This window comes from Streptomyces achromogenes (assembly GCF_030816715.1).
Taxonomy (GTDB): Bacteria; Actinomycetota; Actinomycetes; order Streptomycetales; family Streptomycetaceae; genus Streptomyces; species Streptomyces achromogenes_A.
Map to the genome: position 1 here is coordinate 6,441,497 of NZ_JAUSYH010000001.1, position 23,433 is coordinate 6,464,929.

Here is a 23,433-nt window from a genome sequence, read left to right on the forward strand (position 1 = left end):
AGTGAAGCGTGCGGGGAAGAAGAGTCAGGGATCTTCCCGTTCTGTCCATCCTTGGGCATGCAGTCAAGCAACGGTTGCGTCCGCACCGACGGGGACGATCCCGAGACCGGCGGCGCCACGCCGCATGCGCGCGAGCCCGAACGACGTCAGGAGCAGGCGTACCCGGGAGCGACGGGAGAGGTGCGCTACGACGACCCGTGGTACGAGGCGCTCGCCTCGGGTTGGGGCGAGTCGGCGGGGGCGAGCGTTGCCCCGACCGAGATCCCGGCGGCCCGTGCGGCGCGCGCGACCGGTGCCGCTGCGACGGCCGAGATCTACCTCGAGGTGCAGCGCAGCGCGGCCTTCCAGGAGGTGCGCAGCCGGTATCGGCGGTTCGTGGGGCCCGCCTCCGTCGGGTTCCTCGTCTGGTATGTGGCCTATGTCGTGACGGCGACGACCGCGCCCGGCTTCATGGCACGGCCGGTGGTGGGCGCGGTGAACGTGGCGCTGCTCGCCGGGCTCGGACAGTTCCTCAGCACGTTCCTGCTCACCTGGGCCTACGCCCGGCACGCACGGTTGCGCCGCGATCGTGCGGCGCTCGAACTGCGCTGGGACACCCAGGAACTGACCCGCGGAGCCCGCGGCGGTGCGTCGTGACCGGCAACCATCAGGCGCTCGCGTTGATGCTGTTCAGCGTCTTCGTCGCGGTGACGCTGGGGATCACCACCTGGGTGAGCCGCAACCGGCGTGGTTCGGCGGAGGAGTTCTACGCCGGAGGCCGGCTGTTCTCCCCGATGGAGAATGGTTTTGCCATCGCGGGCGACTACATGTCGGCCGCCTCCTTCCTCGGAATCTCCGGACTGATCGCGCTCTTCGGGTACGACGGCCTGCTGTACTCGGTGGGCTTCCTGGTCGCCTGGCTGGTGGTGCTGTTCCTGGTGGCCGAACTGGTGCGCAACTGCGGGCGGTTCACCCTGGCCGACGTGGTCGCCGCGCGGATGAGGGAGCGGCCGGTGCGGATCGCGGCGGGAACCTCCTCGGTCACCGTGTCCGTTCTCTATCTGGTGGCGCAGATGGTCGGCGCGGGCAGCCTGGTCGCGCTGCTCCTCGGGAACACCGGCGAGGCGGCCCGGTCCTGGGCCGTCATCGGGGTGGGTGCGCTCATGGTCGTCTACGTGTCGCTGGGAGGGATGCGGGCCACGACGTGGATCCAGATCGTCAAGGCGGTCCTGCTGCTGGGCGGCACCGTCACGCTCACCGTGCTCGTCCTCGTGCGCTTCCACGGCGACTTCGACCAACTGCTGCGCACGGCCGCCGAGCGCAGCGGGCACGGCGACGCGTTCCTCGCGCCCGGGCTGAAGTACGGAGGGGACTGGACCGCGCGCTTCGACTTCATGAGCCTCGGTCTCGCCCTGGTGCTGGGCACTGCCGGGCTGCCGCACATCCTGTCCCGCTTCTACACCGTGCCGACCGCGCAGGCCGCCCGGCGGTCCGTCGTCTGGTCGATCGGGCTCATCGGCGGCTTCTACCTGATGACGATCGTGCTGGGCTTCGGCGCGGCGGCGATCGTCGGCCCGGACGCGGTCCGCGGTTCGAACGCGTCCGGGAACACGGCGGTGCCCCTGCTGGCCCTCGATCTGGGCGGCGGTGCCGACTCCACGGGCGGCACCGTCCTGTTCGCGGTGGTGGCGGCAGTCGCCTTCGCCACGATCCTCGCGGTCGTCGCCGGCATCACGCTGGCCTCCTCGGCGTCGGTGGCGCACGACCTCTACGCCTCCCTGCGTCGCCGGCGCTCCCGGCCCCGCAGCGAGGTGGCGGTGGCGAGGGTCGCCGCCGTCGGAGTCGGAGCGGTCGCGATCGCCCTCGGCCTGCTGGCCCGCGATCTCAACGTCGCCTTCCTGGTCGGACTCGCGTTCGCCGTCGCGGCCTCCGCGAACCTGCCCGTCCTGCTGTACTCGCTGTTCTGGCGGGGCTTCACCACGCGGGGCGCCGTGTGGGCGGTGTACGGCGGGCTGATTCCGGCCCTGGCGCTCGTGGTGCTGTCGCCGGTGGTGTCGGGCAGCCCGGGGGCGCTCTTCCCGGCGGTGGACTTCCAGTACTTCCCGCTGGAGAACCCCGGCCTCGTCTCGATTCCGCTGGGCTTCCTGGCGGGCTGGCTGGGCACGGTCACGTCGGCCGAGGTCGCGGACGAGGCCAGGCACGCGGAGGCCGAGGTGCGGTCGCTGACCGGGGCGGGCGCGGCATAGGGGCCGGGCGTGGGGAGTGGGAGCGGGAGCGGCGAAAACGGCGTCTCCCGCGGCCGCACCGCCGCGGGAGAATCACGCGTCGCTACGGAGCCACCCACGCATACCGGTGCTCGGGGCGGCCGGTGTCTCCGTACTTGAGGGAGAGATGCAGTCGGCCGGCCTGCTCGAGGTGGCGCAGATAGCGCTGGGCGGTGGAGCGGCTCAGGCCGGTCTCGGCGGCGACCTCGTGGGCCGAGAGCGGGTGGTGGGCGCGGTGCAGCACCGCGCAGATCAGGTCGGTGGTGGGCTCCGAGTGCCCGCTCGGCAGACCCGGGGACGGGGGCGCGGGCGTGGTGCGCAGCGCGCTGAAGATCCGGTCCACCTGATCCTGGCCGGCTACGCCGTGGCCACCGACCCGGTCCACCGTGCGGCGCAGGGCGGCGTACGAGTCGAGGCGGGTGCGCAGCGCCGCGAAGGTGAACGGTTTCACCAGGTAGTGCAGGGCGCCCAGCCGCATCGCGGTCTGCACCGTCGTGACGTCACCGGCCGCTGTGATCATGATGACGTCCGTGCCGTGGCCCTGCTCCCTCATGCGGTGGACGAGTTCCAGTCCGGTCCCGTCGGGAAGGTAGTGGTCGAGCAGGACCAGGTCGATGCCTCCGCGCTGTACCGAGGCGAGCGCCTGGGCGGCACTGTGCGCGCGGGCGGCGACCCGGAAGCCGGGAACCTTCCCCACGTATGTGGCGTTGATCTCGGCGACACGGAAGTCGTCGTCCACCACCAGGACGTCAATCATCGGGCCTCTCTCCGTCAAGGCCAGGCGGGCGATGTGCCCGTGTTTCGGCTTCGTTGTTCTAGCGCGAGCTAAACGAGCACAACAGGCCCTTGCAAGCAAAAGAAGCGCATGCGCCCAGAAGGCTCCTCCAGCCCCGCCGCTCGCCTCTACCGTCCCCGGCCATGAGCGCACACACCAGCCCCGCCATCGAGCTGCGGGGTGCGAGCAAGGTCTTCAGGACCCCGTCGGGGGTTCCGCACACCGCCGTGCGGGACCTCGACCTCACTGTCGCACGCGGCGAGTTCGTGGCCGTCGTCGGACCGACCGGCTGCGGCAAGTCGACCACATTGACCCTGGTCAGCGGGCTGGAAGAGCCCACCCAGGGCGAGGTGCTGGTCACCGGTCAGGCCGTGCGCGGCGTCGGCGACAAGGTCGGCTTCGTCTTCCAGCAGGACGCGACCTTCCCGTGGCGCACGGTCCTGTCCAACGTCATGGCCGGGCCCCGTTTCCGCGGTGTGCCCAAGGCGGAGGCGAAACGCAGGGCCCGTGAGTGGCTGGACCGGGTCGGCCTCGCCGCCTTCGAGGACCGCTACCCGCATCAGCTCTCCGGCGGCCAGCGCAAACGCGTCGCCCTCGCCGCGACCTTCGTCAACGACCCCGAGATCCTGCTCATGGACGAGCCGTTCTCGGCGCTCGACGTGCAGACCAGGGCGCTGATGTCGGACGAGCTCCTCGAACTGTGGGAGGGCACCGGCGCGTCCGTCGTGTTCGTCACCCACGACCTGGAGGAGTCCATCGCGCTGGCCGACAGGGTCGTCGTGATGACCGCCGGTCCCGCCACCGTGAAGCAGGTCTTCGACATCGACCTGCCGCGGCCGCGCAAGGTCGAGTCGGTGCGTCTGGAGCCGCGGTTCATCGAGATCTACCGCGAGATCTGGGAGTCCCTCGGCGAAGAGGTCCGCATCACCCGCGAAAGAGGAACCGCAGATGTCGCCTGACGTTCTCAGCACGCCGGTCGTCGACACGGCCAAGGCACCGGACCGCGCCCACACGCGCGCGCGTGCCGCACGCAGACGCAAGGCCGTCGTCATGGCCTCGAGAGCGCTGCTCCTGGTGGCCGTGCTCGGTCTGTGGGAGGCGCTCTCCCGAGCCGAGATCATCGATCCGTTCAACTTCTCGATGCCCACCAAGATCTGGGACCAGATCTACACCTGGGTGACGCACGGAACCGCTCTCGGTTCACTGGGCGAGCAGATCTGGTACACGCTCCACGAGGCGCTGCTGGGCTGGGTCATCGGTGTGGTCGCGGGTGTGGTGTGCGGTATCGCACTCGGGAGGATCGCCTTCCTCGCCGATGTCCTCGGTCCGTACATCAAAGTGCTCAACTCCATACCGAGGATCGTGCTGGCCCCGATCTTCGTGATCTGGTTCGGCCTCGGCCCCGCCTCCAAGGTCGCCTCGGCCGTCGTCCTGGTGTTCTTCCCGGTCTTCTTCAACGCCTTCCAGGGCGCTCGAGAGGTCGACCGCAACCTCGTCGCCAACGCCCGCATCCTCGGCGCGAGCGATCGCAGGGTGACGCTCCAGGTGGTCATCCCCTCCGCGACCTCCTGGATCTTCACCAGTCTTCATGTCAGCTTCGGCTTCGCCCTCATCGGCGCCATCGTCGGCGAGTACATCGGCGCGACCAAGGGCATCGGCCTGCTCGTCGCGCAGTCGCAGGGCACGTTCAACGCGGCCGGCGTGTACGCGGCCATGGTCATCCTCGCCGCCGTCGCCCTGGTCGCCGAGGGGCTGCTGACCTTCGCCGAGAGCCGCATCTTCCGCTGGAAGCCGGCCGGCTCCGACAGCTGACACCTCGTTGAACGATCCTCCGAGACTTTCGTCCCCTCGCCACACCCTCGGCATCGCCTTCTCACAAGGACGTGAACCCGCCATGCGCACCACCGCCAGATACACCGCCCTCGCCGCCGCCGGCCTGCTCGCCCTCACCTCCCTCACCGCCTGTGCCAACGACGCGGCGAGCACCGCGTCGACCGGCTCCGGCAGCAAGGGGGACGGGAAGGGGACGAAGGTCAAGATCATGGTCGGCGGCCTGGACAAGGTCATCTACCTGCCGGCCATGCTCACCCAGCGACTGGGCTACTTCGACGCCGAGGGACTCGATGTCGAGCTGCTGAGCGAGCCGGCCGGGGTGCAGGCCGAGACCGCGCTCGTCTCGGGCCAGGTCCAGGGCGCCGTCGGCTTCTACGACCACACCCTCGACCTCCAGGTGAAGGGGAAGGACGTGGAGTCCGTCGTGCAGTTCTCGCACGCACCGGGCGAGGTGGAGATCGTCTCCGCCAAGGCGCGGGGCGAGATCGACTCGCCCGAGGACTTCAAGGGCAAGAAGCTCGGCGTCACCGGCCTCGGTTCCTCGACCGACTTCCTCACGAAGTACCTCGCCGTCAAGAGCGGCGTGAAGGTCAGCGACTTCACCCCGGTCGCCGTCGGCGCGGGTCCGACCTTCATCGCGGCGCTCCAGCAGGGCTCCATCGACGCCGGGATGACCACCGACCCGACCGTGGCGACCGTCCTCGACAAGAAGGCCGGCAGGATCCTCGTCGACATGCGCACCCCGAAGGGCTCGGAGGAGGCGCTCGGCGGACCGTATCCGTCGTCCAGCCTGTACATGCAGACGGACTGGGTCAACGATCACAAGGACACCGTCCAGAAGCTGGCCAATGCGTTCGTCAAGACGCTCAAGTGGATGTCCACCCACAGCGCGTCCGAGATCGCCGGGAAGATGCCGGCCGACTACTCGCAGGGGAACAAGATGCTGTACTCGGTGGCCATCAAGAACACGTTGCCCATGTTCACCGTGGACGGGGTGATGCCCAAGAACGGGCCCGAGACCGTCGAGAAGGTCCTCAAGGCGTTCAACCCGACCATCAAGAACGCCGCGGTGGACCTGGACAAGACGTACACGACCGAGTTCGTCTCCAAGGCGACGGGCTGACGGCCGCGTAGCCGCCCGTCCGGCATCGACGGCCTCGCGTCGAGGTCCGTGCCGTCAGGCGCGGGTCGCCCACACGTAACGGTGTTCCGGGCGGCCCGCGTCGCCGTACTTCAGGGTCAGCCTGGCCCTCCCCGTGCGCTCCAGGAGCTTCAGATAGCGCTGGGCGGTCTGCCGGCTCACCCCGGTCCGCTCGGCGATCTCCTGGGCCGACAGCGGCCCTTCGGCGTTCATCAGAGCCTGCCGCACGAGTTCGGCGGTGGTGGGGGAGTGGCCCTTGGGCAGACCGGGCTCAGAGGGGGCGGACAGCGCGCCGAAGATGCGGTCGACGTCGGCCTGCTCGGCCTCGCCGCCCCCGTCGAGCGTGCGGCGCAGATCGGCGTACGCCTCCAGCTTGCCGCGCAGACCGGCAAAGGCGAACGGTTTCACCAGGTACTGCAGCGCGCCCTGGCGCATCGCCGCCTGCACGGTCGAGACGTCCCGCGCGGCGGTCACCATGATCACGTCCGTCTGGTGGCCGCGCCGGCGCATCTCCTGGACGACCTCCAGGCCCGTGTCGTCGGGCAGGTAGTGATCCAGCAGGACGAGGTCCAGGTGCGGCAGCAGCTCCAGCTGGCGCAGCGCCTCGGCGGCGCTGTGGGCCTCGGCGGCGACGTGGAAGCCCGGGACCTTCCCGACGTAGGCGGCGTTGACCCGGGCCACCCTGGCGTCGTCGTCCACGACCAGTACCTCGATCATCGTGACTCCTCCTCGACGGCGCCGAGCACCGGTACGGCCGGTACGGGTTGGGGATCCGGTACGGGTTCGGGATCCGGCTCGGTCAGCGCCTCCGGCAGGACGACGGTGAACTCGGCGCCCCCGCCGGCCGCCTCGCCGACCGTGGCGCTGCCGCCCTGCCGTTCGGCGAGCCTGCGCACCAGTGAGAGCCCGATGCCGCGCTTGCCGTGCGCCGGCGGCTTCTTCGTCGACCAGCCCTCGGTGAAGATCAACTCACGTTGCGCGTCCGGGATGCCGGGCCCGGTGTCCCGCACCCGCAGGACCGCGGTACGGCCTTCCGTCCGCAGCTCTACCTCCACGCGCGCGTGCGGAGTGCCCGCGACGGCGTCGAGCGCGTTGTCCACGAGGTTGCCGACGACGGTGACCAGCCCGCGCGGATCGATCAGCCGGTCGGGCAGCCGGGTCCGGTCCGAGACCCACAGGGCGACGCCGCGCTCGGCCGCGACGGTCGCCTTGCCGACCAGCAGGGCGGCGAGCAGCGCGTCCCCGATCTTCTCCGTCACCTGCTCCGCGGTGGCCCGGTGGTCGCCGACCACCTCCCCCACGAAGTCGACGGCGTCGTCGAACATCTCCAGTTCGAGCAGCCCGAGCAGGGTGTGCATGCGGTTGGCGTGCTCGTGGTCCTGGGCGCGCAGCGCGTCGATGAGGCCGCGCGTGGAGTCGAGTTCCCGGCCCAGCTGTTCCAGCTCGGTGCGGTCACGCAGGGTTGCCACCGCGCCGCCGTCGTCGGTGGGCATCCGGTTCACGACCAGGACGCGCTGTCCGCGCACGGCGACCAGGTCCGTGCCGGTCACCCGCCCGGCGAGGACGTCGGCCGTACGTCCCTCGCCGAGCGCCTCGTCGGGCGGGGTGCCCACCGCCTCGTCCCCGATGCCGAGGAGACGCTGGGCCTCGTCGTTGAGCAGCCGGACGCGGCCGGCGCGGTCCAGGGCCACGACGCCCTCCCGGATGCCGTGCAGCATCGCCTCGCGCTCGGAGAGCAGCGCGGAGATGTCCGAGAAGGCCAGGTCGCGGGTCTGCCGGTGGACCCGCCGGGAGATGAGCCAGGCGGCCAGCGCACCGACGGCGAGGGCGCCTCCGGCGTAGGCGAACAGCCCGGGGATGGCGTGGATGAGCCGGGCGCGCACGCTGTCGTACTCGATGCCGACCGAGACCGCGCCGATGATCGTGCCGTCGGCGTCGCGCAGGGGGACCTTGCCGCGGGCCGAGCGGCCCAGGGTGCCGCTGTCGATCTCCATGACGTCCTTGCCCGCAAGCGCCTGGCTCGGGTCCGTCGAGACATGGCCGCCGACCTGCTTGAGGTCGGTGTGCGACCAGCGCGTGCCGTGGAGGTTCATCACCACGACGTACTCGGCGCCGCTGGCCTTGCGGATCCGTTCGGCCTCCCGTTGCACCGGGCCGTCGACCGACGGCCGCGTGCTCTGCAGGTCCTCGGCGATCTGGGGCACCGCCGCGGTCGTCTGCGCGATGGCGAGAGCCCGGCGCATCGCCTGGTCGTCCAGCTGATTGCCGAGCGGAGCGAGGAACAGTCCGGTCGCCAGCACCACGACACCCGCGGCGATCGCCAGCTGCATGAGCAGGACCTGCGAGAACATGCGCCGCGGCATTCCGAGGCGCAGCCGCCGGGCGGGGGGAGTGGGGCTCATACCCCAGACGGTACGTGGGCCGACCCGTGCAGCCGAAGGGGCGGGTGAGGTCGATCTCTTGACCGGCTCGGGAGGAAACGGTGGCGCTGGGTGCGGGCGGGCGGCCCGTACCGTCCCATCCCTTGCCGTTCCGCCCCGTTACGTTCCCGTTTCTTCTCGCCCCGTCCCCCCATTCTGTCCCGTGCGGCAGGTCACCGTGCCGGGGCCGCGCCCACCAGTTCGTGCACAGCCACCACGTCCATCCGCGCGGGCGCGCCGAGGACCGACGTGCCGCAGCTCTCCGGCCTCGGCGGCAGCGAGGCGCCCTGGGCCACGACGACCAGCCAGTGCCGTCCGTCCGTGTGCGCGACCGTCACCTCCCAGCGGGGTGCGCCACCGGTCGTGCGCACGACGCTCAGCACCTCGGCGGCGTCCTCGCCGGTCTCCGCGCGCACCGCCAGCTCCGCCGCCTGGCCGGGCCGTTCCCAGGCCGAGCTGCCCCGGCAGCCCTCCGCGACGATCCGGCCTTCCCGGACGCCGCGCAGGACCTCCTTGACCGTGTGCGCGGCGGCCCGGCCGTACGCGTAGCCGTGCGGCAGGACGAGCAGGGTGGGGGAGAAGCGATGACCGCCCAGATGAGTGACCTCCCACGCTCCCCGCACCCCCGAGGCGGCGAGTTCCGCGGCCAGCGGACGGCCGAGCAGCGCACAGCAGCGGTCCCGCTTGCCGTTGGTGCAGACGAGGGCGAGCGGGTCACCCGTGTGGGACGCGCCGCTCAGCACGCTGTCGAACGTGTGGTGGTCGCCGCGGCCGAGCGCGGCGAAGTCGAGGTCCAGCAACCGGCGCGGGTCGTGGGTCGTGGCGCCGTGCAACCACACCCGTCCGGGGACGGTGTGGGCCGCGTACACCCGCCGCAGGGCCGGTGCGCCGAGGTCCGCGTGGCGGCCGGGCCGCCGGATGAGCGCGATGCGCACGCCCGTGTCCTGCGCGGCGGCTTCCAGGGCGCGGCCCAGAACGGGGTCCAGGTGGCTCGAGACCAGTGCTCGGGCACCCCAGGGACCGGGCTGTTCCAGGAGCAGCCAGGTGGTTGCCGTGGCCGCGGTGCCGGCGATGGGCTCGCCGAGGTCCCGCGAGACGGTTGCACACGTACTCACAGAGGTGAGCCTAACCTGAGTTGCGGCGGGACGACTTCCGGACGGCCCGGACGGCCCGGACGACCTTGACGGTTCGGACCTCCGACGCCGGGACGACGCCCGGACACCCGGACGAGGGCGCGCCTGGTCGTGCGGGCACGCGGACGCGCGCAGCGACGGACGGGCCTTCCGGTGCCACGGCGCGCGCCGCCTGTTCGTTGCTGCCGGGAGCCGGGAGCCGGGAGCCGGGAGCCGGGAGCCGGGAGCCGGGAGCCGGGAGCCGGAGGACCGGTCAAGCCCGACCTACTCCGGCAGCGGCAGGGGCTGAGGCGGTTCGGGGCCCACGTAGTGGCCGCTCGGGCGGAACCGCAGGGGCCGTTCGCCGTACTCCTCCAGGGCATGGGCGATCCAGCCCGCCGTACGGGCCACGGCGAAGACCGTCTCACCGGCCGAGGGCTCCATGCCGCAGGACACGGTGAACGCGGCGAGGGCCAGGTCCACATTGGCGTGCAGCGGCGCGTGGCGGGCCGTCGTGTCGACGATGTCCCGGGCCGCGTCGAGGGCGGGCGCAGCCTCGGGGATGTCCTCCATGAGTGCGAACAGGGCACGCGCGCGCGGGTCCTCGCCGGTGTACAGCGGGTGGCCGAGGCCGGGGACGCGACGGCCGGCCCGCAGTTCCTCCGCGATCACGGGTCCGGCGCTGCCGAGGTCGAGAACCTGCAGCAGCAGGCGGTGCGCGAGCCTGCCGGCCGCGCCGTGCAGCGGTCCTTCGAGCACCCCCAGCCCGGCGGAGACGGCCGCGTAGGCGTGCGCCCGGGCGGAGGCGGCGACCCGCACCGCGAGCGTCGAGGCGGCCAGGTCGTGGTCGGCCAGCAGACCGAGCGCCGTGTCGAGGACGTGCAGCCGAGCCTCATCGGCCGGGCGATCGCTGAGCCGTCCCCACAGGCGGCGGGCGAGCGAACCCTCGACGTCGCGGCGGCCGTGCCGCCGCGGGGGCAGGGCGCCGACGAACGTGGGGATCAGGGTCCGCGCGGTGCCGAGCACGCCCTCCTCGGACAGGTCGAACCGCAGCGGGTCCACGGCCGCCGCCGCCGCCGCGGCAACCCGCAGACGGTCGGTCGTGCCGGTGTGCTCCGGCAGCGCGTCGACGGCCCGGACCGCGGCCTCGAGGGCCTCCGCGGGCGCCGTGAAGACGGCTCCCGGGCGCAGCCGCCCAGTCCACAGCCATTCGGCGACCTCCTCGTAGGAGTGCCGGCCGGCCAGCTCGACCGCGTCGACCCCGCGGAAGTAGTAGCGGTCGCCGTCGATCGACGTGAGGCGGGTGCGTACGGACAACTCCGCCCCGGGCCTGGGGGTTCCCTCGGCCTCGCGCCTGTTGCGCCGGGCGAGAGCCTCCACCTCCCCGGCGTCGAAGGTGCTGCCCCGGCCCCCGGGCGTGCGCCGGCTGCCCAGTCGGCCGCGGCTGACGTACGCGTACACCGTCTCGGGCTTCACCCCGAGCAACTCGGCGGCTTCCTTGGTGCTCAGCCGTCGTCCGAGACTGCCGGGCCCGGGGTCCTCATCGTGCATGGGGTCACCGTATCCACACGGTCGCCTGCCGGTTCCCGGCGGCTCGGGCACACCCGTTCCCGGGCACCTGCCGATTCCCGGCGGGCTGGACGGCGTTGTTCCCGGATGCGGCGCGTCAGGAGGCGGCAGAGCGCCTCGCCCGACGTCTGCTCCTCTGCTCCGCGCGTGCTGCCGACGACCGTTCACCCCGCCGGCCTGCACGCGGCTCGTATCCTGGGCGCGCGCTCAGTCCGCGCAGTCAATCCGCGCGGTCAGTCCACGCAGTCAGTCCGCGCAGGTGCGCCGCAGCCGTGAGCCGGTGCACGCACAGGTGTCAGAAAGGTCGCACGGTGGCACACAGTCCCGGTCCGCAGCAGATCCCGGTCGTCGTCCTCGCCGGATTCCTGGGCTCCGGGAAGACGACACTGCTCAACCACCTCCTGCACCGCAGCGGAGGCAGTCGGATCGGTGCGATCGTCAACGACTTCGGCGCCATCGAGATCGACGCCATGGCGGTGGCCGGCGCGCTCGGCGACTCCACCGTCTCGCTCGGCAACGGCTGTCTGTGCTGCGCCGTCGACGCCGGCGAACTGGACGTCTACCTCGAGCGGCTGGCCAGGCCCGGCACCGGGATCGACGTCGTCGTGATCGAGGCCAGCGGCCTCGCCGAACCGCAGGAACTCGTCCGGATGGTGCTCGCCAGCGATCACCAGGGGATCGTCTACGGAGGGCTCGTCGAGGTCGTCGACGCGGCCGAGTTCGACGACACCCGGGCGAGGCACCCCGAGATCGACCGGCATCTCGCCCTCGCCGATCTCGTCGTCGTGAACAAGCTCGACCGCGCACCGGACCCCGAGCGTGTCCTCGGGCTCGTCCGCACCCTCACCGATCGGGCAGCCGTCGTCCCGGCCACCCATGGCCGTGTGGACCCGGAGCTCCTCTTCGACTGCCGGCCGAGCGAGGAGCGCATCGGGCAGCTGTCCTTCGACGACCTGCACCGGTACCCCGACGCGCAGGACGCCGAGCCGCACGACCCCGGCGCGGATGCGCACGGCGGGCACCTGCACGCCGGCTACGACAGCGTGTCCTTCGCCTCGGAAGTCCCCCTCGACCCGCGCCTGCTGATGCGGTTCCTCGACAGCAGGCCGGAGGGGCTCTACCGGATCAAGGGGTACGTCGACTTCGGTCCCCACGACCCGGTCAACCGGTACGCCGTGCACGCGGTCGGGCCCTTCCTGCGCTTCTACCCGGAGCCCTGGCCGGCGGACGGCGCCCGCCTCACCCAGCTCGTGCTGATCGGCGCCGGCATCGACGCCGCAGTCCTCGGCAAGGAACTCGAGGGCTGTCGCAGCGACGCCCCGCACGCCGACGAACACGGCATGTGGGGCGTCCTGCGCTTCGTCCAGGACCCCGAGGAAGACCTCCCCGAGGCGGCCGGGCCCTAGATCGGCCCCGCCACCACGCTCACCGTCTTCGCCAGCGAGACGCCCGAGCCGTCACGGCGCGGGTCGATCTCCGGCAGCTCGGCCGGCAGACCGTTCTTCTGGGCGGCCTTGGCCGGGACGGGGCCCGCCCAGGCCAGCGACAGGCAGTCCTCGCCCTTCAGGAACCGCTGGCAGCGCACACCGCCGGTGGCGCGGCCCTTGCGCGGATACTGGTCGAAGGGGGTCAGCTTGGCGGTCGTCTGGACGGAGTCGTCCAGCGTCCCCCGGGAGCCGGCGATGGTGAACACCACGGCGTCCGCCGCCGGGTCCACGGCCGTGAACGAGATCACCTTGGCGCCCTCGGTGAGCTTGACGCCCGCCATACCGCCCGCCGCACGGCCCTGCGGACGCACCTGGGAGGCCTGGTAGCGCAGCAGCTGGGCGTCGTCCGTGATGAAGACCAGATCCTCGTCGCCGGTGCGCAGTTCGACGGCGCCGACGATCCGGTCCCCGTCCCTGAGGGAGATGACCTCCAGCTCGTCCTTGTTCGTCGGGTAGTCGGGCACGACCCGCTTGACGACGCCCTGTTCCGTGCCGATGGCCAGCCCGGGGGACGACTCGTCGAGCGTGGTCAGGCAGACCACCGTCTCGTCACCCTCCAGGGACACGAACTCCGCCAGTGGGGCCCCGCCGGACAGGTTCGGCACCAACGCCGTGTCCGGAAGCTGCGGCAGGTCGACGACGTTGATCCGCAGCAGACGGCCCGAGGACGTCACCGCGCCGATCTCCCCGCGCGCGGTGGCCGGCACCGCCGAGACGATCACGTCGTGCTTGGTGCGCTTGCCGTCCTCGTCCCCGTCCTCGGCGTTCGCCGTGAAGGGGTCGCCGTTCGCCGTGCGCGCCAGCAGCGCCGTGGAGGACAGCAGGACGCGGCACGGGTCGTCCGCCACCTGGAGGGGCACGGCGGCGGCCGTGGCGCCCGACGACTCCAGCAGGACCGTACGCCGCTCGGTGCCGAACTTCTTGGCCACCGTGGCGAGTTCCGCGGAGACCAGCTTGCGCAGCTCCGCGTCCGAGTCCAGGATCCGGGTCAGCTCGGCGATCTCCCCGGTGAGCCTCTCCTTCTCCGCCTCCAGTTCGATGCGGTCGAACTTGGTGAGGCGGCGCAGCGGGGTGTCCAGGATGTACTGGGTCTGGATCTCCGACAGCCCGAAGCGCTCCATCAGGCGCTCCTTCGCCTGCGCGCTGTTCTCGCTGGAGCGGATCAGCCGGATGACCTCGTCGATGTCGACCAGGGCCGTCAGCAGGCCCTCCACCAGGTGCAGCCGGTCACGGCGCTTGGTGCGGCGGAACTCGCTGCGGCGGCGCACCACGTTGAACCGGTGGTCGAGGTAGACCTCCAGCAGCTCCTTCAGGCCCAGCGTGAGCGGCTGGCCGTCCACCAGCGCCACGTTGTTGATGCCGAAGGACTCCTCCATCGGCGTCAGCTTGTAGAGCTGCTCCAGCACCGCCTCCGGCACGAAGCCGTTCTTGATCTCGATGACCAGGCGCAGACCGTGCGCCCGGTCGGTGAGGTCCTTGACGTCGGCGATGCCCTGGATCTTCTTGGACCCGACCAGGTCCTTGATCTTGGCGATGACCTTCTCGGGGCCGACCGTGAAGGGCAGTTCGGTGACGACCAGGCCCTTGCGGCGGGCCGTGACCGTCTCCACCGCGACCGTGGCGCGGATCTTGAACGTGCCGCGGCCGCTCTCGTAGGCGTCCCGGATTCCGGAGAGGCCGACGATCCGGCCGCCGGTCGGCAGATCGGGGCCGGGGACGAACTTCATCAGGGCGTCCAGATCGGCGCCCGGATAGCGGATCAGATGGCGGGCGGCCGCGACGACCTCGCCCAGGTTGTGCGGCGGCATGTTCGTGGCCATGCCGACCGCGATCCCGGACGCGCCGTTGACCAGCAGGTTCGGGAAGGCGGCGGGCAGCGCGACGGGCTCCTGCTCCTGCCCGTCGTAGTTCGGCGCGAAGTCGACGGTGTCCTCGTCGATCGACTCCGTCATCAGGCTCGTCGCCGCTGCCTGGCGGCACTCCGTGTACCGCATGGCGGCCGGCGGGTCGTCGTTGCCCAGGGAGCCGAAGTTGCCGTGGCCGTCGATGAGCGGCACGCGCATGGAGAAGGGCTGGGCCATGCGCACCAGGGCGTCGTAGATCGAGGAGTCGCCGTGCGGGTGCAGCTTGCCCATGACCTCGCCGACGACACGGGCGCACTTCACATAGCCGCGCTCCGGGCGCAGGCCCATCTCGTTCATCTGGTAGACGATGCGGCGGTGCACCGGCTTCAGGCCGTCACGGGCGTCCGGCAGGGCGCGGGAGTAGATGACCGAGTACGCGTACTCGAGGAAGGAGCCCTGCATCTCGTCGACGACGTCGATGTCGAGGATCCGCTCCTCGTACGAGTCGTCGGGCGGCGGGGTCTTCGTGCTGCGGCGGGCCATCGCTGCCGGCTCCTTGCTGGGGCGTGTGACGGGATCTGACGCGGACCATTGTGGACCGTGGCACTGACAGGGCGGCGAGGACCCGGCGTCGGCCCTTCGGCCCCGCCCGCGTCAGTCGCCTCGTCCACGGCTGCCCGCAGGCTACGCGATCTCGCTCTCGGCGTATGTCGTCCGGGAACTTCGCCTCCTGTCCGCACGCTTGCATACAGTGACAGGACCGGCAGGAAAACCGCGGTTTCGACGACCGCGTCCGCGATCGGAAGGGACGTACATGCCCATGGGTCACACGGCCACAGCCCAGGCAGGCTCCGGGGGCCTGACAGCGACCGAGCACCGCCTGGCCAACGGCCTGCGCGTGGTGCTCTCGGAGGACCACCTGACCCCCGTGGCGGCGGTGTGCCTCTGGTACGACGTCGGCTCACGCCATGAAGTCAAGGGCCGCACCGGCCTTGCTCACCTTTTCGAGCACCTGATGTTCCAGGGGTCCGGCCAGGTCAAGGGCAACGGCCACTTCGAGCTCGTCCAGGGTGCGGGCGGTTCGCTGAACGGCACCACCAGTTTCGAGCGCACCAACTACTTCGAGACCATGCCCGCCCACCAGCTGGAGCTCGCCCTCTGGCTGGAGGCGGACCGCATGGGATCCCTGCTCACCGCGCTCGACGACGAGTCGATGGAGAACCAGCGCGACGTCGTCAAGAACGAGCGCCGCCAGCGTTACGACAACGTTCCCTACGGCACCGCCTTCGAGAAGCTCACCGCTCTCGCCTACCCCGACGGCCACCCCTACCACCACACGCCGATCGGCTCGATGGCCGACCTGGACGCGGCGACGCTGGAGGACGCGCGTGCGTTCTTCCGCACGTACTACGCGCCCAACAACGCCGTCCTGTCCGTGGTCGGCGACATCGACCCGGAGCAGACGCTCGCCTGGATCGAGAAGTACTTCGGCTCCATCGCCGGGCACGACGGCAAGCCCGCGCCGCGTGACGGCTCCCTGCCCGACGTCATCGGCGAACAGCTGCGGGAGGTCGTCGAGGAGGAGGTGCCGGCCCGCGCCCTGATGGCCGCCTATCGCCTGCCCGAGGACGGCACGCGCGCGTGCGACGCCGTCGACCTGGCGCTGACCGTCCTCGGCGGCGGCGAGTCCTCCCGCCTCTACAACCGGCTCGTGCGCCGCGACCGTACGGCTGTGGCGGCCGGCTTCGGCCTGCTGCGGCTCGCCGGGGCGCCCTCCCTGGGCTGGCTGGACGTGAAGACGTCCGGCGACGTCGAGGTGCCCGTCATCGAGGAGGCCATCGACGAGGAGCTCGCCCGGTTCGCCGCGGAGGGCCCCACGGCCGAGGAAATGGAACGCGCCCAGGCCCAGTTGGAGCGCGAGTGGCTCGACCGCCTCGGCACGGTCGCCGGCCGCGCCGACGAACTGTGCCGGTTCGCCGTCCTGTTCGGCGACCCGCAGCTCGCCCTGACCGCGGTCCAGCGGGTGCTGGACGTGACGGCCGAGGAGGTGCGGGAGATCGCCGAGGCCCGCCTGCGTCCCGACAACCGCGCGGTGCTCGTCTACGAGCCGACCGCCCCCGAAGCCCCCGCCGACCAGGACGAGAACGAGGAGGCGGCCCGGTGACCGAGCTCGCCACGATGGACTTCCACCCCCAGCCCCTGGCGGGCGAGGCCAAGCCGTGGGCGTTCCCGGCGCCCGAGCGCACCGCCCTGGCCAACGGCCTGACGGTGCTGCACTGCCACCGCCCCGGCCAGCAGGTCGTCGCCGTCGAGATCCTGCTCGACGCACCGCTGGACGCCGAACCGGCCGGCCTCGACGGCCTCGCCACGATCATGGCGCGCGCTTTCACGGAGGGCACCGACAAGCACTCCGCCGAGGAGTTCGCCGCCGAACTGGAGCGCTGCGGCGCCACCCTGGACGCGCACGCCGACCACCCCGGCGTCCGTATCAGCCTCGAGATCCCGGCTTCGCGCCTGGCCAAGGGCCTCGGTCTGCTCGCGGACGCCCTCAGGGCGCCCGCGTTCGCCGACAGCGAGGTCGAGCGCCTCGTGCGCAATCGCCTGGACGAGATCCCGCACGAGCTGGCCAACCCCTCCCGGCGCGCCGCCAAGGAGCTGTCCAAGGAGCTGTTCCCGGCCACCGCCCGTATGTCGCGTCCGCGGCAGGGCACCGCCGAGACGGTCGAGAAGATCGACTCCGCGGCCGTCCGGGCCTTCTACGACAAGCACGTCCGCCCCGCGACGGCCACCGCCGTGGTCGTCGGCGACCTCACCGGCGTCGACCTGGACGCACTCCTGGGCGACACCCTGGGCACCTGGACGGGCTCCGCCGCCGAACCGCGGCCGGTACCGCCGGTGACCGCCGACGACACCGGTCGGGTCGTCATCGTGGACCGCCCGGGCGCCGTCCAGACGCAGCTGCTGATCGGCCGGATCGGCGCCGACCGGCACGACCGTGTGTGGCCCGCCCAGGTGCTCGGCACCTACTGCCTCGGCGGCACCCTCACCTCCCGTCTGGACCGCGTCCTGCGTGAGGAGAAGGGCTACACCTACGGAGTCCGCGCCTTCGGGCAGGTCCTGCGGTCCGCGCCGGACGGCTCGGGCGCCGCGATGCTCGCCATCAGCGGGTCCATCGACACCCCGAACACCGGTCCCGCGCTGGACGACCTGTGGAAGGTGCTGCGCACCCTCGCCGCCGAGGGACTGACCGACGCCGAACGCGACGTCGCCGTGCAGAACCTGGTCGGGGTGGCGCCGCTGAAGTTCGAGACCGCGGCGGCCGTCGCGAGCACGCTGGCCGACCAGGTCGAGCAGCACCTGCCCGACGACTACCAGGCGACGCTGTACCAGCAGCTCGCCGCGACCGGCACGGTGGAGGCCACCGCGGCGGCCGTGAACGCCTTCCCGGTCGACCGTCTCGTGACGGTCCTGGTGGGCGACGCGGCCCAGATCAAGGAGCCGGTCGAGGCCCTCGGCATCGGCGAGGTGAAGGTCGTGACCGCCGAGTAGCCGCCGACCGCCGCGGCAACGGCAACGGCACGCACGCGCAGGGCCCTGGTCGACCGAGCGTCACCAGGGCTTCTGTTTGTCCGAATTGAGGCGGAGGTTGCCTGTCTGCCGTGTGGGATGCGCTACAAAAACCGTGATCCGTTTGAGGATTGATCCCCTCGCCGCTTAGCTTCATCCGGGCTGTCCGTCAGGCACTGCGCCGCAGCCGCGGCACCGGACAGTCATCGCCGAGTCCCCGTACGGCGCGAGCCAGGGGAGCCGGGGACCCACATGTGAAGTCCCTGGGGTGAATCGGACGCCCGCGTGTACGCGAGGGGGTCCGTAGGAGACCTTCCTGCTCCGAACCCGTCAGCTAACCCGGTAGGCGAGAGGGAAGGAAAGGACACCCCTGACTTCATGGCGTTCACCTGCGCCACCGGGAAGCACCGCCGGCCCAGCCGGATGCAGCGCTCCACCGCTCGCGCGGTCGGCGTGGCGGCGCTCACCACCACCGGTGTGATGGCCACCGTCGCCTCCACCCCGGCCCTCGCGGCCGAGCAGCCCACCCCCGAGCAGACCGGTCTGATCCCCGTCGTCACCGCCGGCGAGTCCATCGCCGAGTCTGTCGCCGACCAGGTCGACGAGCAGGTCGCCGCGCAGAAGAAGGCCGCCTTCGAGGAGGCCGCCCGCAAGGCCGCCGCGAAGAAGGCCGTGGAGGAGCGCGAGGCACGCGTGCGTGCCGCCCGTGAGGCCGAGCGCAAGCGCCTCAACACCTTCGTGCTGCCGATCACCGCCTCCTACGTCTCCACCGGTTACCAGGCCAGCAGCTCGCTGTGGTCCTCCGGGAGCCACACCGGCGTCGACTTCCACGCGGCCCGTGGCACCACCGTGCACGCGGTCGGCTCCGGCACCGTGGTCGAGGCCGGCTGGGGCGACGCCTACGGCAACCAGATCGTGATCAAGATGCACGACGGGACGTACACGCAGTACGCCCACCTGTCGTCCATCGAGGTGTCGGTGGGCCAGACGGTCACCCCCGGACAGCGCATCGCCCTGTCCGGCGACACCGGCAACGTCACGGGCCCGCATCTGCACTTCGAGGCCCGCACGACCCCCGAGTACGGCTCGGACATCGACCCGGTCGCCTATCTCCGCAAGCACGGCGTCAACGTCTGACGACGGACGGCGACAGATCGTTCGGCCCCGGCCTCTCGGCCGGGGCTTTCGCCGTTTTCGGGGCCCTGCTGTCCAAAAAATATCCCTGGATTCCGGCTCCCCGTCGGAAATTCCCGCCCATTGCAATAGAGTCACGGAACACACGTCAACCGTCGACGTTTTACGGGGATCAAGGCGGAGGTCCGTCATGCGAATTCCGGCGCACTCGGTGTGCACGGCCATCCGGGACGACATCGTCGCGGGTGTCTACGAACGCGGCAGCCGCCTCACCGAGGAACTCCTCGCCCGTCGCTACGGCGTCTCGCGTGTCCCCGTCCGCGAGGCGCTGCGGACGCTGGAGGCCGAGGGCTTCGTCGTCACCCGGCGGCACGCGGGCGCGTGCGTGGCGGAGCCCACCGAGCAGGAGGCCGCGGACCTGCTGGAGATGCGGCTGCTGCTGGAGCCGCTCGGCGCCTCCCGGGCCGCCCAGCGGCGCACGGAGGCCCATCTGAAGGTGCTGCGCGGCCTCGTACGGCTGGGCCAGGAGCGGGCCAGGAGGGGCAACAGCGATGATCTGCGCTCCCTGGGGGGCTGGTTCCACGAGACGCTCGCCCAGGCCTCCGCGAGCCCCGCCCTCGCGTCGATGCTCACCCAGCTCCGGCACAAGATCGCCTGGATGTACGCGGTGGAGGCGCCGGCCGATCCCGTGGCGTCCTGGGCGGAGCACGGCGCCATCGTCGACGCGGTGACGCGCGGCGACGGGGAGCGCGCGCGGGCGGTCACGGCACTGCACACCGAGCGCGCGACGCTCGCGCACCGGTTGCGCTTTTCCAAGGGGCCGGAGCGCGCCGACCGTGTGAGGACTTCGCAACCTCCCGTAAACATGACCGGTCTGCGGCATTAACACGGGAGCCGTATACAAAGAAGGAGTAATTCACGGGGGATTACTCATGCTGCCCGTGGACGGGAAATGCGAAGGGCTCGCCCGGTAATTCGGACGAGCCCTTCGCCGCATAATGCGGCGGTGTTCAGACGGTCTCGGGGAGTTCCTCGAGACCCTCGGCGACCAGCTTCGCCAGCCGGTCGAGCGCGGCGTCCGCGCCCTCGGCTTCGGAGGCGAGGACGATCTCCTCGCCGCCCTGGGCGCCCAGGCCGAGAACGGCCAGCATGGAGGCCGCGTTGACGGGGTTGCCGTCGGCCTTGGCGATCGTCACGGGGATGCCTGCGGCCGTGGCGGCCCGGACGAAGATGGAAGCGGGGCGGGCGTGGAGGCCCTCGGCCCAGCCGACGTTGACGCGGCGCTCAGCCATGTGATGCTGCCCTTCGGTGTCTCAGGTTGTCTAGACCAGTGTTCCACACGTGAAGCGTGTGAGGGACGGTCCCTGGGTGTCCCGTCACCATGTGGCCGTCGGATCGCGGCCTCGACCCGACGTGCGCCCTCCAGACTGCCTCGCGCTGCCGTCGGAAGCGAGCCGTAGTGTGGGCCCCATGCAGAGCGCGTCGGACCGGCACGAATACCCCGCCCACTGGGAGGCCGACGTGGTGCTGCGCGACGGCGGCACCGCACGCGTCCGTCCCATCACCGCCGACGACGCCGAGCGCCTCGTCAGCTTCTACGAGCAGGTCTCGGACGAGTCGAAGTACTACCGCTTCTTCGCGCCCTACCCGCGCCTGTCCGCGAAGGACGTCCACCGCTTCACGCACCACGACTTCGTGGACCGGGTGGGACTCGCGGCCACGGTCGGCGGCGAGTTCATCGCCACCGTGCGGTACGACCGCATCGGCCCCGACGGCATGGCCGCCTCCGCGCCGGCCGACGAGGCCGAGGTGGCCTTCCTCGTGCAGGACGCCCACCAGGGACGCGGCGTCGCCTCCGCGCTCCTCGAACACATCGCGGCCGTCGCCCGCGAGCGCGGCATCCGCCGCTTCGCCGCCGAGGTGCTCCCCGCCAACAACAAGATGATCAAGGTGTTCACGGACGCCGGCTACACCCAGAAGCGCAGCTTCGAGGACGGCGTCGTCCGCCTGGAGTTCGACCTCGAGCCCACCGAGCGCTCCCTCGCCGTGCAGCGCGCGCGGGAACAGCGCGCCGAGGCGCACTCCGTACGGCGGCTCCTGACACCCGGCTCGGTCGCCGTCGTCGGCGTCGGCCGCGCCCCGGGCGGAGTGGGCCGGAGCGTCCTCGGCAATCTCCAGGGGGCCGGGTTCACCGGCCGCCTGTACGCCGTGAACCAGGCCTTTCCCGAGGATCTGAAGGAACTGGACGGGGTGCCCGCCCACCGTTCGATGCGGGACATCGCGGAGCCCGTGGACCTCGCGGTCGTCGCCGTCCGGGCCGAGCAGGTGCCCGCTGCCGTCGCCGAGTGCGGCGAACACGGCGTTCAGGGACTCGTCGTCCTCTCCGCCGGCTATGCCGAGAGCGGTCCCGACGGGCGCGAGCGGCAGCGCGAACTCGTACGCCACGCACGCGCGTACGGCATGCGGATCATCGGCCCCAACGCCTTCGGGGTCATCAACACCTCGCCTCAGGTGCGACTCAACGCCTCCCTCGCCCCCGAGATGCCGAGGCCGGGCCGGATCGGCCTGTTCGCCCAGTCCGGCGCCATCGGCATCGCGCTGCTGTCCCGGCTGCACCGTCGCGGCGGCGGGGTCACCGGCGTCACCGGCGTGTCGACCTTCGTCTCCTCCGGCAACCGTGCGGACGTCTCCGGCAACGACGTCCTCCAGTACTGGTACGACGACCCCGACACCGACGTCGCTCTCATGTACCTGGAATCCATCGGCAACCCGCGCAAGTTCACCCGCCTCGCCCGGCGCACCGCGGCCGCCAAGCCCCTGGTCGTCGTCCAGGGCGCCGGTTCCGCCCCGCAGGGGCACGCCGTACGGGCCACGCGGCTGCCGCACGCGACGGTGTCGGCGCTGCTGCGGCAGGCCGGCGTGATCCGCGTGGACACCATCACCGAACTGGTCGACGCGGGCCTGCTCCTCGCCCGTCAGCCGCTGCCGACGGGACCGCGCGTCGCGATCCTCGGCAACTCCGAGTCCCTCGGACTGCTCACGTACGACGCCTGCCTCTCCGAGGGGCTGCGCCCGCTGCCCCCGCTGGACCTGACCACCGAGGCCGCGGCGGAGGACTTCCACGCCGCACTGGCGCGCGCCCTGGCCGACGAGAGCTGCGACGCGGTGGTGGTGACGGCCATCCCGGCGATCGGGGAGAGCTCGCCCGGCGACGCGGAACTCGCCGAGGCCCTGCGCTCGGCGGCGGCCGCGGCTCCGGCCAAACCGGTGCTCGTGGTGCACGTGGAGCTCGGCGGCCTCGCGGCGGCGCTGTCCGCCGCCGCGAGCACCGCACCGCGCGCGGAGGAGACCTCACGCGCGCGCGTCGCGGCTCAGGACGCCGGGCCGCTGCAACCCCCCGTCGTCGAGGCGCCCGAGGGCGCGCACCTCATCCCCGCCTACCCGGCCGCCGAGCGCGCCGTCCGCGCCCTCGCCGAGGCCGTGAAGTACGCCCAGTGGCGGCGTGAGGCGGCGGACCCGGGCAGGGTGCCCGAGTACGAGGACATCGACGAGCGGGGCGCCGCCGCGCTGATCGACGGGCTCCTCACACGCGGGCAGGGACTCACCCTGGGCGCCGAGGAGACCGGCGAACTGCTCGGCCGTTACGGCGTCCGCATCCGCAGGGCGATCCCCGCGCCCTCTCCCGACGAGGCCGCGCGGGCCGCCGCCGATCTCGGCTACCCCGTCGCCCTCAAGGCCACCGCCCCGCACCTGCGGCACCGGGCCGACCTGGGCGGCGTCCGTCTCGACCTGGCCGACGAGGAGCAACTGCGCCGAGCCTACGCCGAGTTGACCGACCTCTTCGGGCGGCCCCAGGAGCTCCGGCCGGTCGTCCAGGCGATGGCGCCGCGCGGGGTCGACACCGTGGTACGAGCGGTCATCGACCCGGCGGCGGGGGCCGTGCTGTCCTTCGGGCTCGCCGGAGCCGCCTCGCAGCTCCTCGGGGACATGGCGCACCGACTGGTTCCTGTCACCGACCGCGACGCGACGTCGCTGATCCGCTCGATCCGGACCGCCCCGCTCCTTTTCGGCTGGCGGGGCTCGACGCCCGTCGACACCAGGGCCCTGGAGGAGCTGCTGCTGCGCGTCTCACGACTGGTGGACGACCACCCCGAGGTCGTCGCCGTCACCCTGGAGCCGGTGGTCGTCGCCCCGCACGGCCTGAGCGTCCTCGGCGCGTCCGTCCGCCTCGCGCCCCCGCCCGCGCGCGACGACCTCGGTCCGCGGACCCTGCCGGTGTACTGACGCACGGCAGACCCGGGTGCCGAA

General features: G+C 71.8%; 18 protein-coding genes and 1 riboswitch. Of the genes, 11 read left to right on the plus strand and 7 right to left on the minus strand.

The annotated features are described in order from the left end of the window. Positions 1–57: 57 nt before the first annotated feature. Together QF032_RS28905 and QF032_RS28910 are read left to right on the plus strand one after the other, a co-directional pair. Positions 58–636: a DUF485 domain-containing protein gene (locus QF032_RS28905; protein WP_307046487.1), complete on the plus strand. Its 579-nt coding sequence runs from the start codon at positions 58–60 to the stop codon at positions 634–636. Beyond that, positions 633–2,225, plus strand: coding sequence for a solute symporter family protein (locus QF032_RS28910; protein WP_307046489.1), 1,593 nt, complete (start codon positions 633–635; stop codon positions 2,223–2,225). Before QF032_RS28905 ends, QF032_RS28910 begins: the two co-directional genes overlap by 4 nt. 82 nt (positions 2,226–2,307) lie before the next feature. Here QF032_RS28910 and QF032_RS28915 read toward each other — a convergent pair whose 3' ends face one another. Further along, on the minus strand, positions 2,308–3,000 hold the full coding sequence (locus tag QF032_RS28915; RefSeq protein WP_307046490.1) for a response regulator: 693 nt from the start codon (positions 2,998–3,000) through the stop codon (positions 2,308–2,310). Between the two features lie 161 nt (positions 3,001–3,161). Between QF032_RS28915 and QF032_RS28920 the strand changes: the two genes are divergently transcribed. The 3 genes from QF032_RS28920 (at position 3,162) to QF032_RS28930 (ending at position 5,974) form a co-directional block, all read left to right on the plus strand. Next, on the plus strand, positions 3,162–3,977 hold the full coding sequence (locus QF032_RS28920; protein WP_307058034.1) for an ABC transporter ATP-binding protein: 816 nt from the start codon (positions 3,162–3,164) through the stop codon (positions 3,975–3,977). After that, positions 3,967–4,830: an ABC transporter permease gene (locus QF032_RS28925; protein ID WP_306948909.1), complete on the plus strand. Its 864-nt coding sequence runs from the start codon at positions 3,967–3,969 to the stop codon at positions 4,828–4,830. Before QF032_RS28920 ends, QF032_RS28925 begins: the two co-directional genes overlap by 11 nt. Before the next feature lie 82 nt (positions 4,831–4,912). Then, complete coding sequence (locus QF032_RS28930; RefSeq protein WP_307046494.1) at positions 4,913–5,974, plus strand: ABC transporter substrate-binding protein; 1,062 nt, start codon at positions 4,913–4,915, stop codon at positions 5,972–5,974. 54 nt (positions 5,975–6,028) lie between these two features. Here the strand turns inward: QF032_RS28930 and QF032_RS28935 are convergent, their stop codons facing one another. The 4 genes from QF032_RS28935 to QF032_RS28950 form a co-directional block, all read right to left on the minus strand. Then, on the minus strand, positions 6,029–6,709 hold the full coding sequence (locus QF032_RS28935) for a DUF7342 family protein (RefSeq protein ID WP_307046495.1): 681 nt from the start codon (positions 6,707–6,709) through the stop codon (positions 6,029–6,031). Continuing rightward, positions 6,706–8,394, minus strand: coding sequence for a sensor histidine kinase (locus QF032_RS28940; RefSeq protein ID WP_307046497.1), 1,689 nt, complete (start codon positions 8,392–8,394; stop codon positions 6,706–6,708). Before QF032_RS28940 ends, QF032_RS28935 begins: the two co-directional genes overlap by 4 nt. 191 nt (positions 8,395–8,585) lie before the next feature. After that, the gene (locus QF032_RS28945) at positions 8,586–9,527 is read right to left on the minus strand and encodes a sucrase ferredoxin (protein ID WP_307046499.1); all 942 of its coding nucleotides are present in this window, start codon (positions 9,525–9,527) and stop codon (positions 8,586–8,588) included. Positions 9,528–9,809: 282 nt separating this feature from the next. After that, positions 9,810–11,075, minus strand: coding sequence for a citrate synthase (locus tag QF032_RS28950; protein ID WP_307046500.1), 1,266 nt, complete (start codon positions 11,073–11,075; stop codon positions 9,810–9,812). 329 nt (positions 11,076–11,404) lie between these two features. Between QF032_RS28950 and QF032_RS28955 the strand changes: the two genes are divergently transcribed. Continuing rightward, complete coding sequence (locus QF032_RS28955; protein ID WP_307046503.1) at positions 11,405–12,499, plus strand: CobW family GTP-binding protein; 1,095 nt, start codon at positions 11,405–11,407, stop codon at positions 12,497–12,499. Here QF032_RS28955 and QF032_RS28960 read toward each other — a convergent pair. Continuing rightward, entirely contained in the window at positions 12,496–14,967 is a 2,472-nt protein-coding gene (locus QF032_RS28960) for a DNA gyrase/topoisomerase IV subunit A (protein ID WP_307046505.1), read from the minus strand. The two genes, QF032_RS28955 and QF032_RS28960, sit on opposite strands and share 4 nt — an antisense overlap. 271 nt (positions 14,968–15,238) lie before the next feature. Between QF032_RS28960 and QF032_RS28965 the strand changes: the two genes are divergently transcribed. The 4 genes from QF032_RS28965 to QF032_RS28980 all read left to right on the plus strand — a co-directional run bounded on the left by QF032_RS28965 (position 15,239) and on the right by QF032_RS28980 (position 20,011). Beyond that, positions 15,239–16,588 (plus strand): M16 family metallopeptidase, encoded by a 1,350-nt coding sequence (locus tag QF032_RS28965; RefSeq protein ID WP_306948901.1) that lies wholly within the window; start codon positions 15,239–15,241, stop codon positions 16,586–16,588. Then, the gene (locus QF032_RS28970; protein ID WP_307046507.1) at positions 16,585–17,973 is read left to right on the plus strand and encodes a M16 family metallopeptidase; all 1,389 of its coding nucleotides are present in this window, start codon (positions 16,585–16,587) and stop codon (positions 17,971–17,973) included. The genes QF032_RS28965 and QF032_RS28970 overlap by 4 nt, the downstream gene beginning before the upstream one ends. A gap of 215 nt (positions 17,974–18,188) precedes the next feature. Continuing rightward, positions 18,189–18,355: riboswitch (cyclic di-AMP (ydaO/yuaA leader) on the plus strand. Between the two features lie 14 nt (positions 18,356–18,369). After that, the gene (locus QF032_RS28975) at positions 18,370–19,128 is read left to right on the plus strand and encodes a M23 family metallopeptidase (RefSeq protein WP_306948899.1); all 759 of its coding nucleotides are present in this window, start codon (positions 18,370–18,372) and stop codon (positions 19,126–19,128) included. Positions 19,129–19,315: 187 nt separating this feature from the next. Beyond that, a complete protein-coding gene (locus QF032_RS28980) occupies positions 19,316–20,011 on the plus strand; it encodes a GntR family transcriptional regulator (protein ID WP_306948898.1) in 696 nt (231 codons plus the stop codon). Between the two features lie 124 nt (positions 20,012–20,135). Here the strand turns inward: QF032_RS28980 and QF032_RS28985 are convergent, their stop codons facing one another. Next, positions 20,136–20,417, minus strand: a complete 282-nt coding sequence (locus QF032_RS28985) for an HPr family phosphocarrier protein (protein WP_189262368.1) — start codon at positions 20,415–20,417, stop codon at positions 20,136–20,138. 178 nt (positions 20,418–20,595) lie between these two features. Here QF032_RS28985 and QF032_RS28990 point away from each other — a divergent pair, with 178 nt between their 5' ends. After that, a complete protein-coding gene (locus QF032_RS28990) occupies positions 20,596–23,409 on the plus strand; it encodes a bifunctional acetate--CoA ligase family protein/GNAT family N-acetyltransferase (protein ID WP_307058036.1) in 2,814 nt (937 codons plus the stop codon). Positions 23,410–23,433 lie beyond the last annotated feature (24 nt).

Excerpts from the sequence above, each read along its gene's own strand:
- QF032_RS28905 (WP_307046487.1), top strand. The coding sequence starts at position 58 with ATGCAGTCAAGCAACGGTTGCGTCCGCACCGACGGGGACGATCCCGAG.
- QF032_RS28915 (WP_307046490.1), bottom strand. The coding sequence starts at position 3,000 with ATGATTGACGTCCTGGTGGTGGACGACGACTTCCGTGTCGCCGAGATC.
- QF032_RS28920 (WP_307058034.1), top strand. The coding sequence starts at position 3,162 with ATGAGCGCACACACCAGCCCCGCCATCGAGCTGCGGGGTGCGAGCAAG.
- QF032_RS28925 (WP_306948909.1), top strand. The coding sequence starts at position 3,967 with ATGTCGCCTGACGTTCTCAGCACGCCGGTCGTCGACACGGCCAAGGCA.
- QF032_RS28930 (WP_307046494.1), top strand. The coding sequence starts at position 4,913 with ATGCGCACCACCGCCAGATACACCGCCCTCGCCGCCGCCGGCCTGCTC.
- QF032_RS28935 (WP_307046495.1), bottom strand. The coding sequence starts at position 6,709 with ATGATCGAGGTACTGGTCGTGGACGACGACGCCAGGGTGGCCCGGGTC.
- QF032_RS28940 (WP_307046497.1), bottom strand. The coding sequence starts at position 8,394 with ATGAGCCCCACTCCCCCCGCCCGGCGGCTGCGCCTCGGAATGCCGCGG.
- QF032_RS28950 (WP_307046500.1), bottom strand. The coding sequence starts at position 11,075 with ATGCACGATGAGGACCCCGGGCCCGGCAGTCTCGGACGACGGCTGAGC.
- QF032_RS28960 (WP_307046505.1), bottom strand. The coding sequence starts at position 14,967 with ATGGCCCGCCGCAGCACGAAGACCCCGCCGCCCGACGACTCGTACGAG.
- QF032_RS28965 (WP_306948901.1), top strand. The coding sequence starts at position 15,239 with ATGCCCATGGGTCACACGGCCACAGCCCAGGCAGGCTCCGGGGGCCTG.
- QF032_RS28975 (WP_306948899.1), top strand. The coding sequence starts at position 18,370 with ATGGCGTTCACCTGCGCCACCGGGAAGCACCGCCGGCCCAGCCGGATG.
- QF032_RS28980 (WP_306948898.1), top strand. The coding sequence starts at position 19,316 with ATGCGAATTCCGGCGCACTCGGTGTGCACGGCCATCCGGGACGACATC.
- QF032_RS28985 (WP_189262368.1), bottom strand. The coding sequence starts at position 20,417 with ATGGCTGAGCGCCGCGTCAACGTCGGCTGGGCCGAGGGCCTCCACGCC.
- QF032_RS28990 (WP_307058036.1), top strand. The coding sequence starts at position 20,596 with ATGCAGAGCGCGTCGGACCGGCACGAATACCCCGCCCACTGGGAGGCC.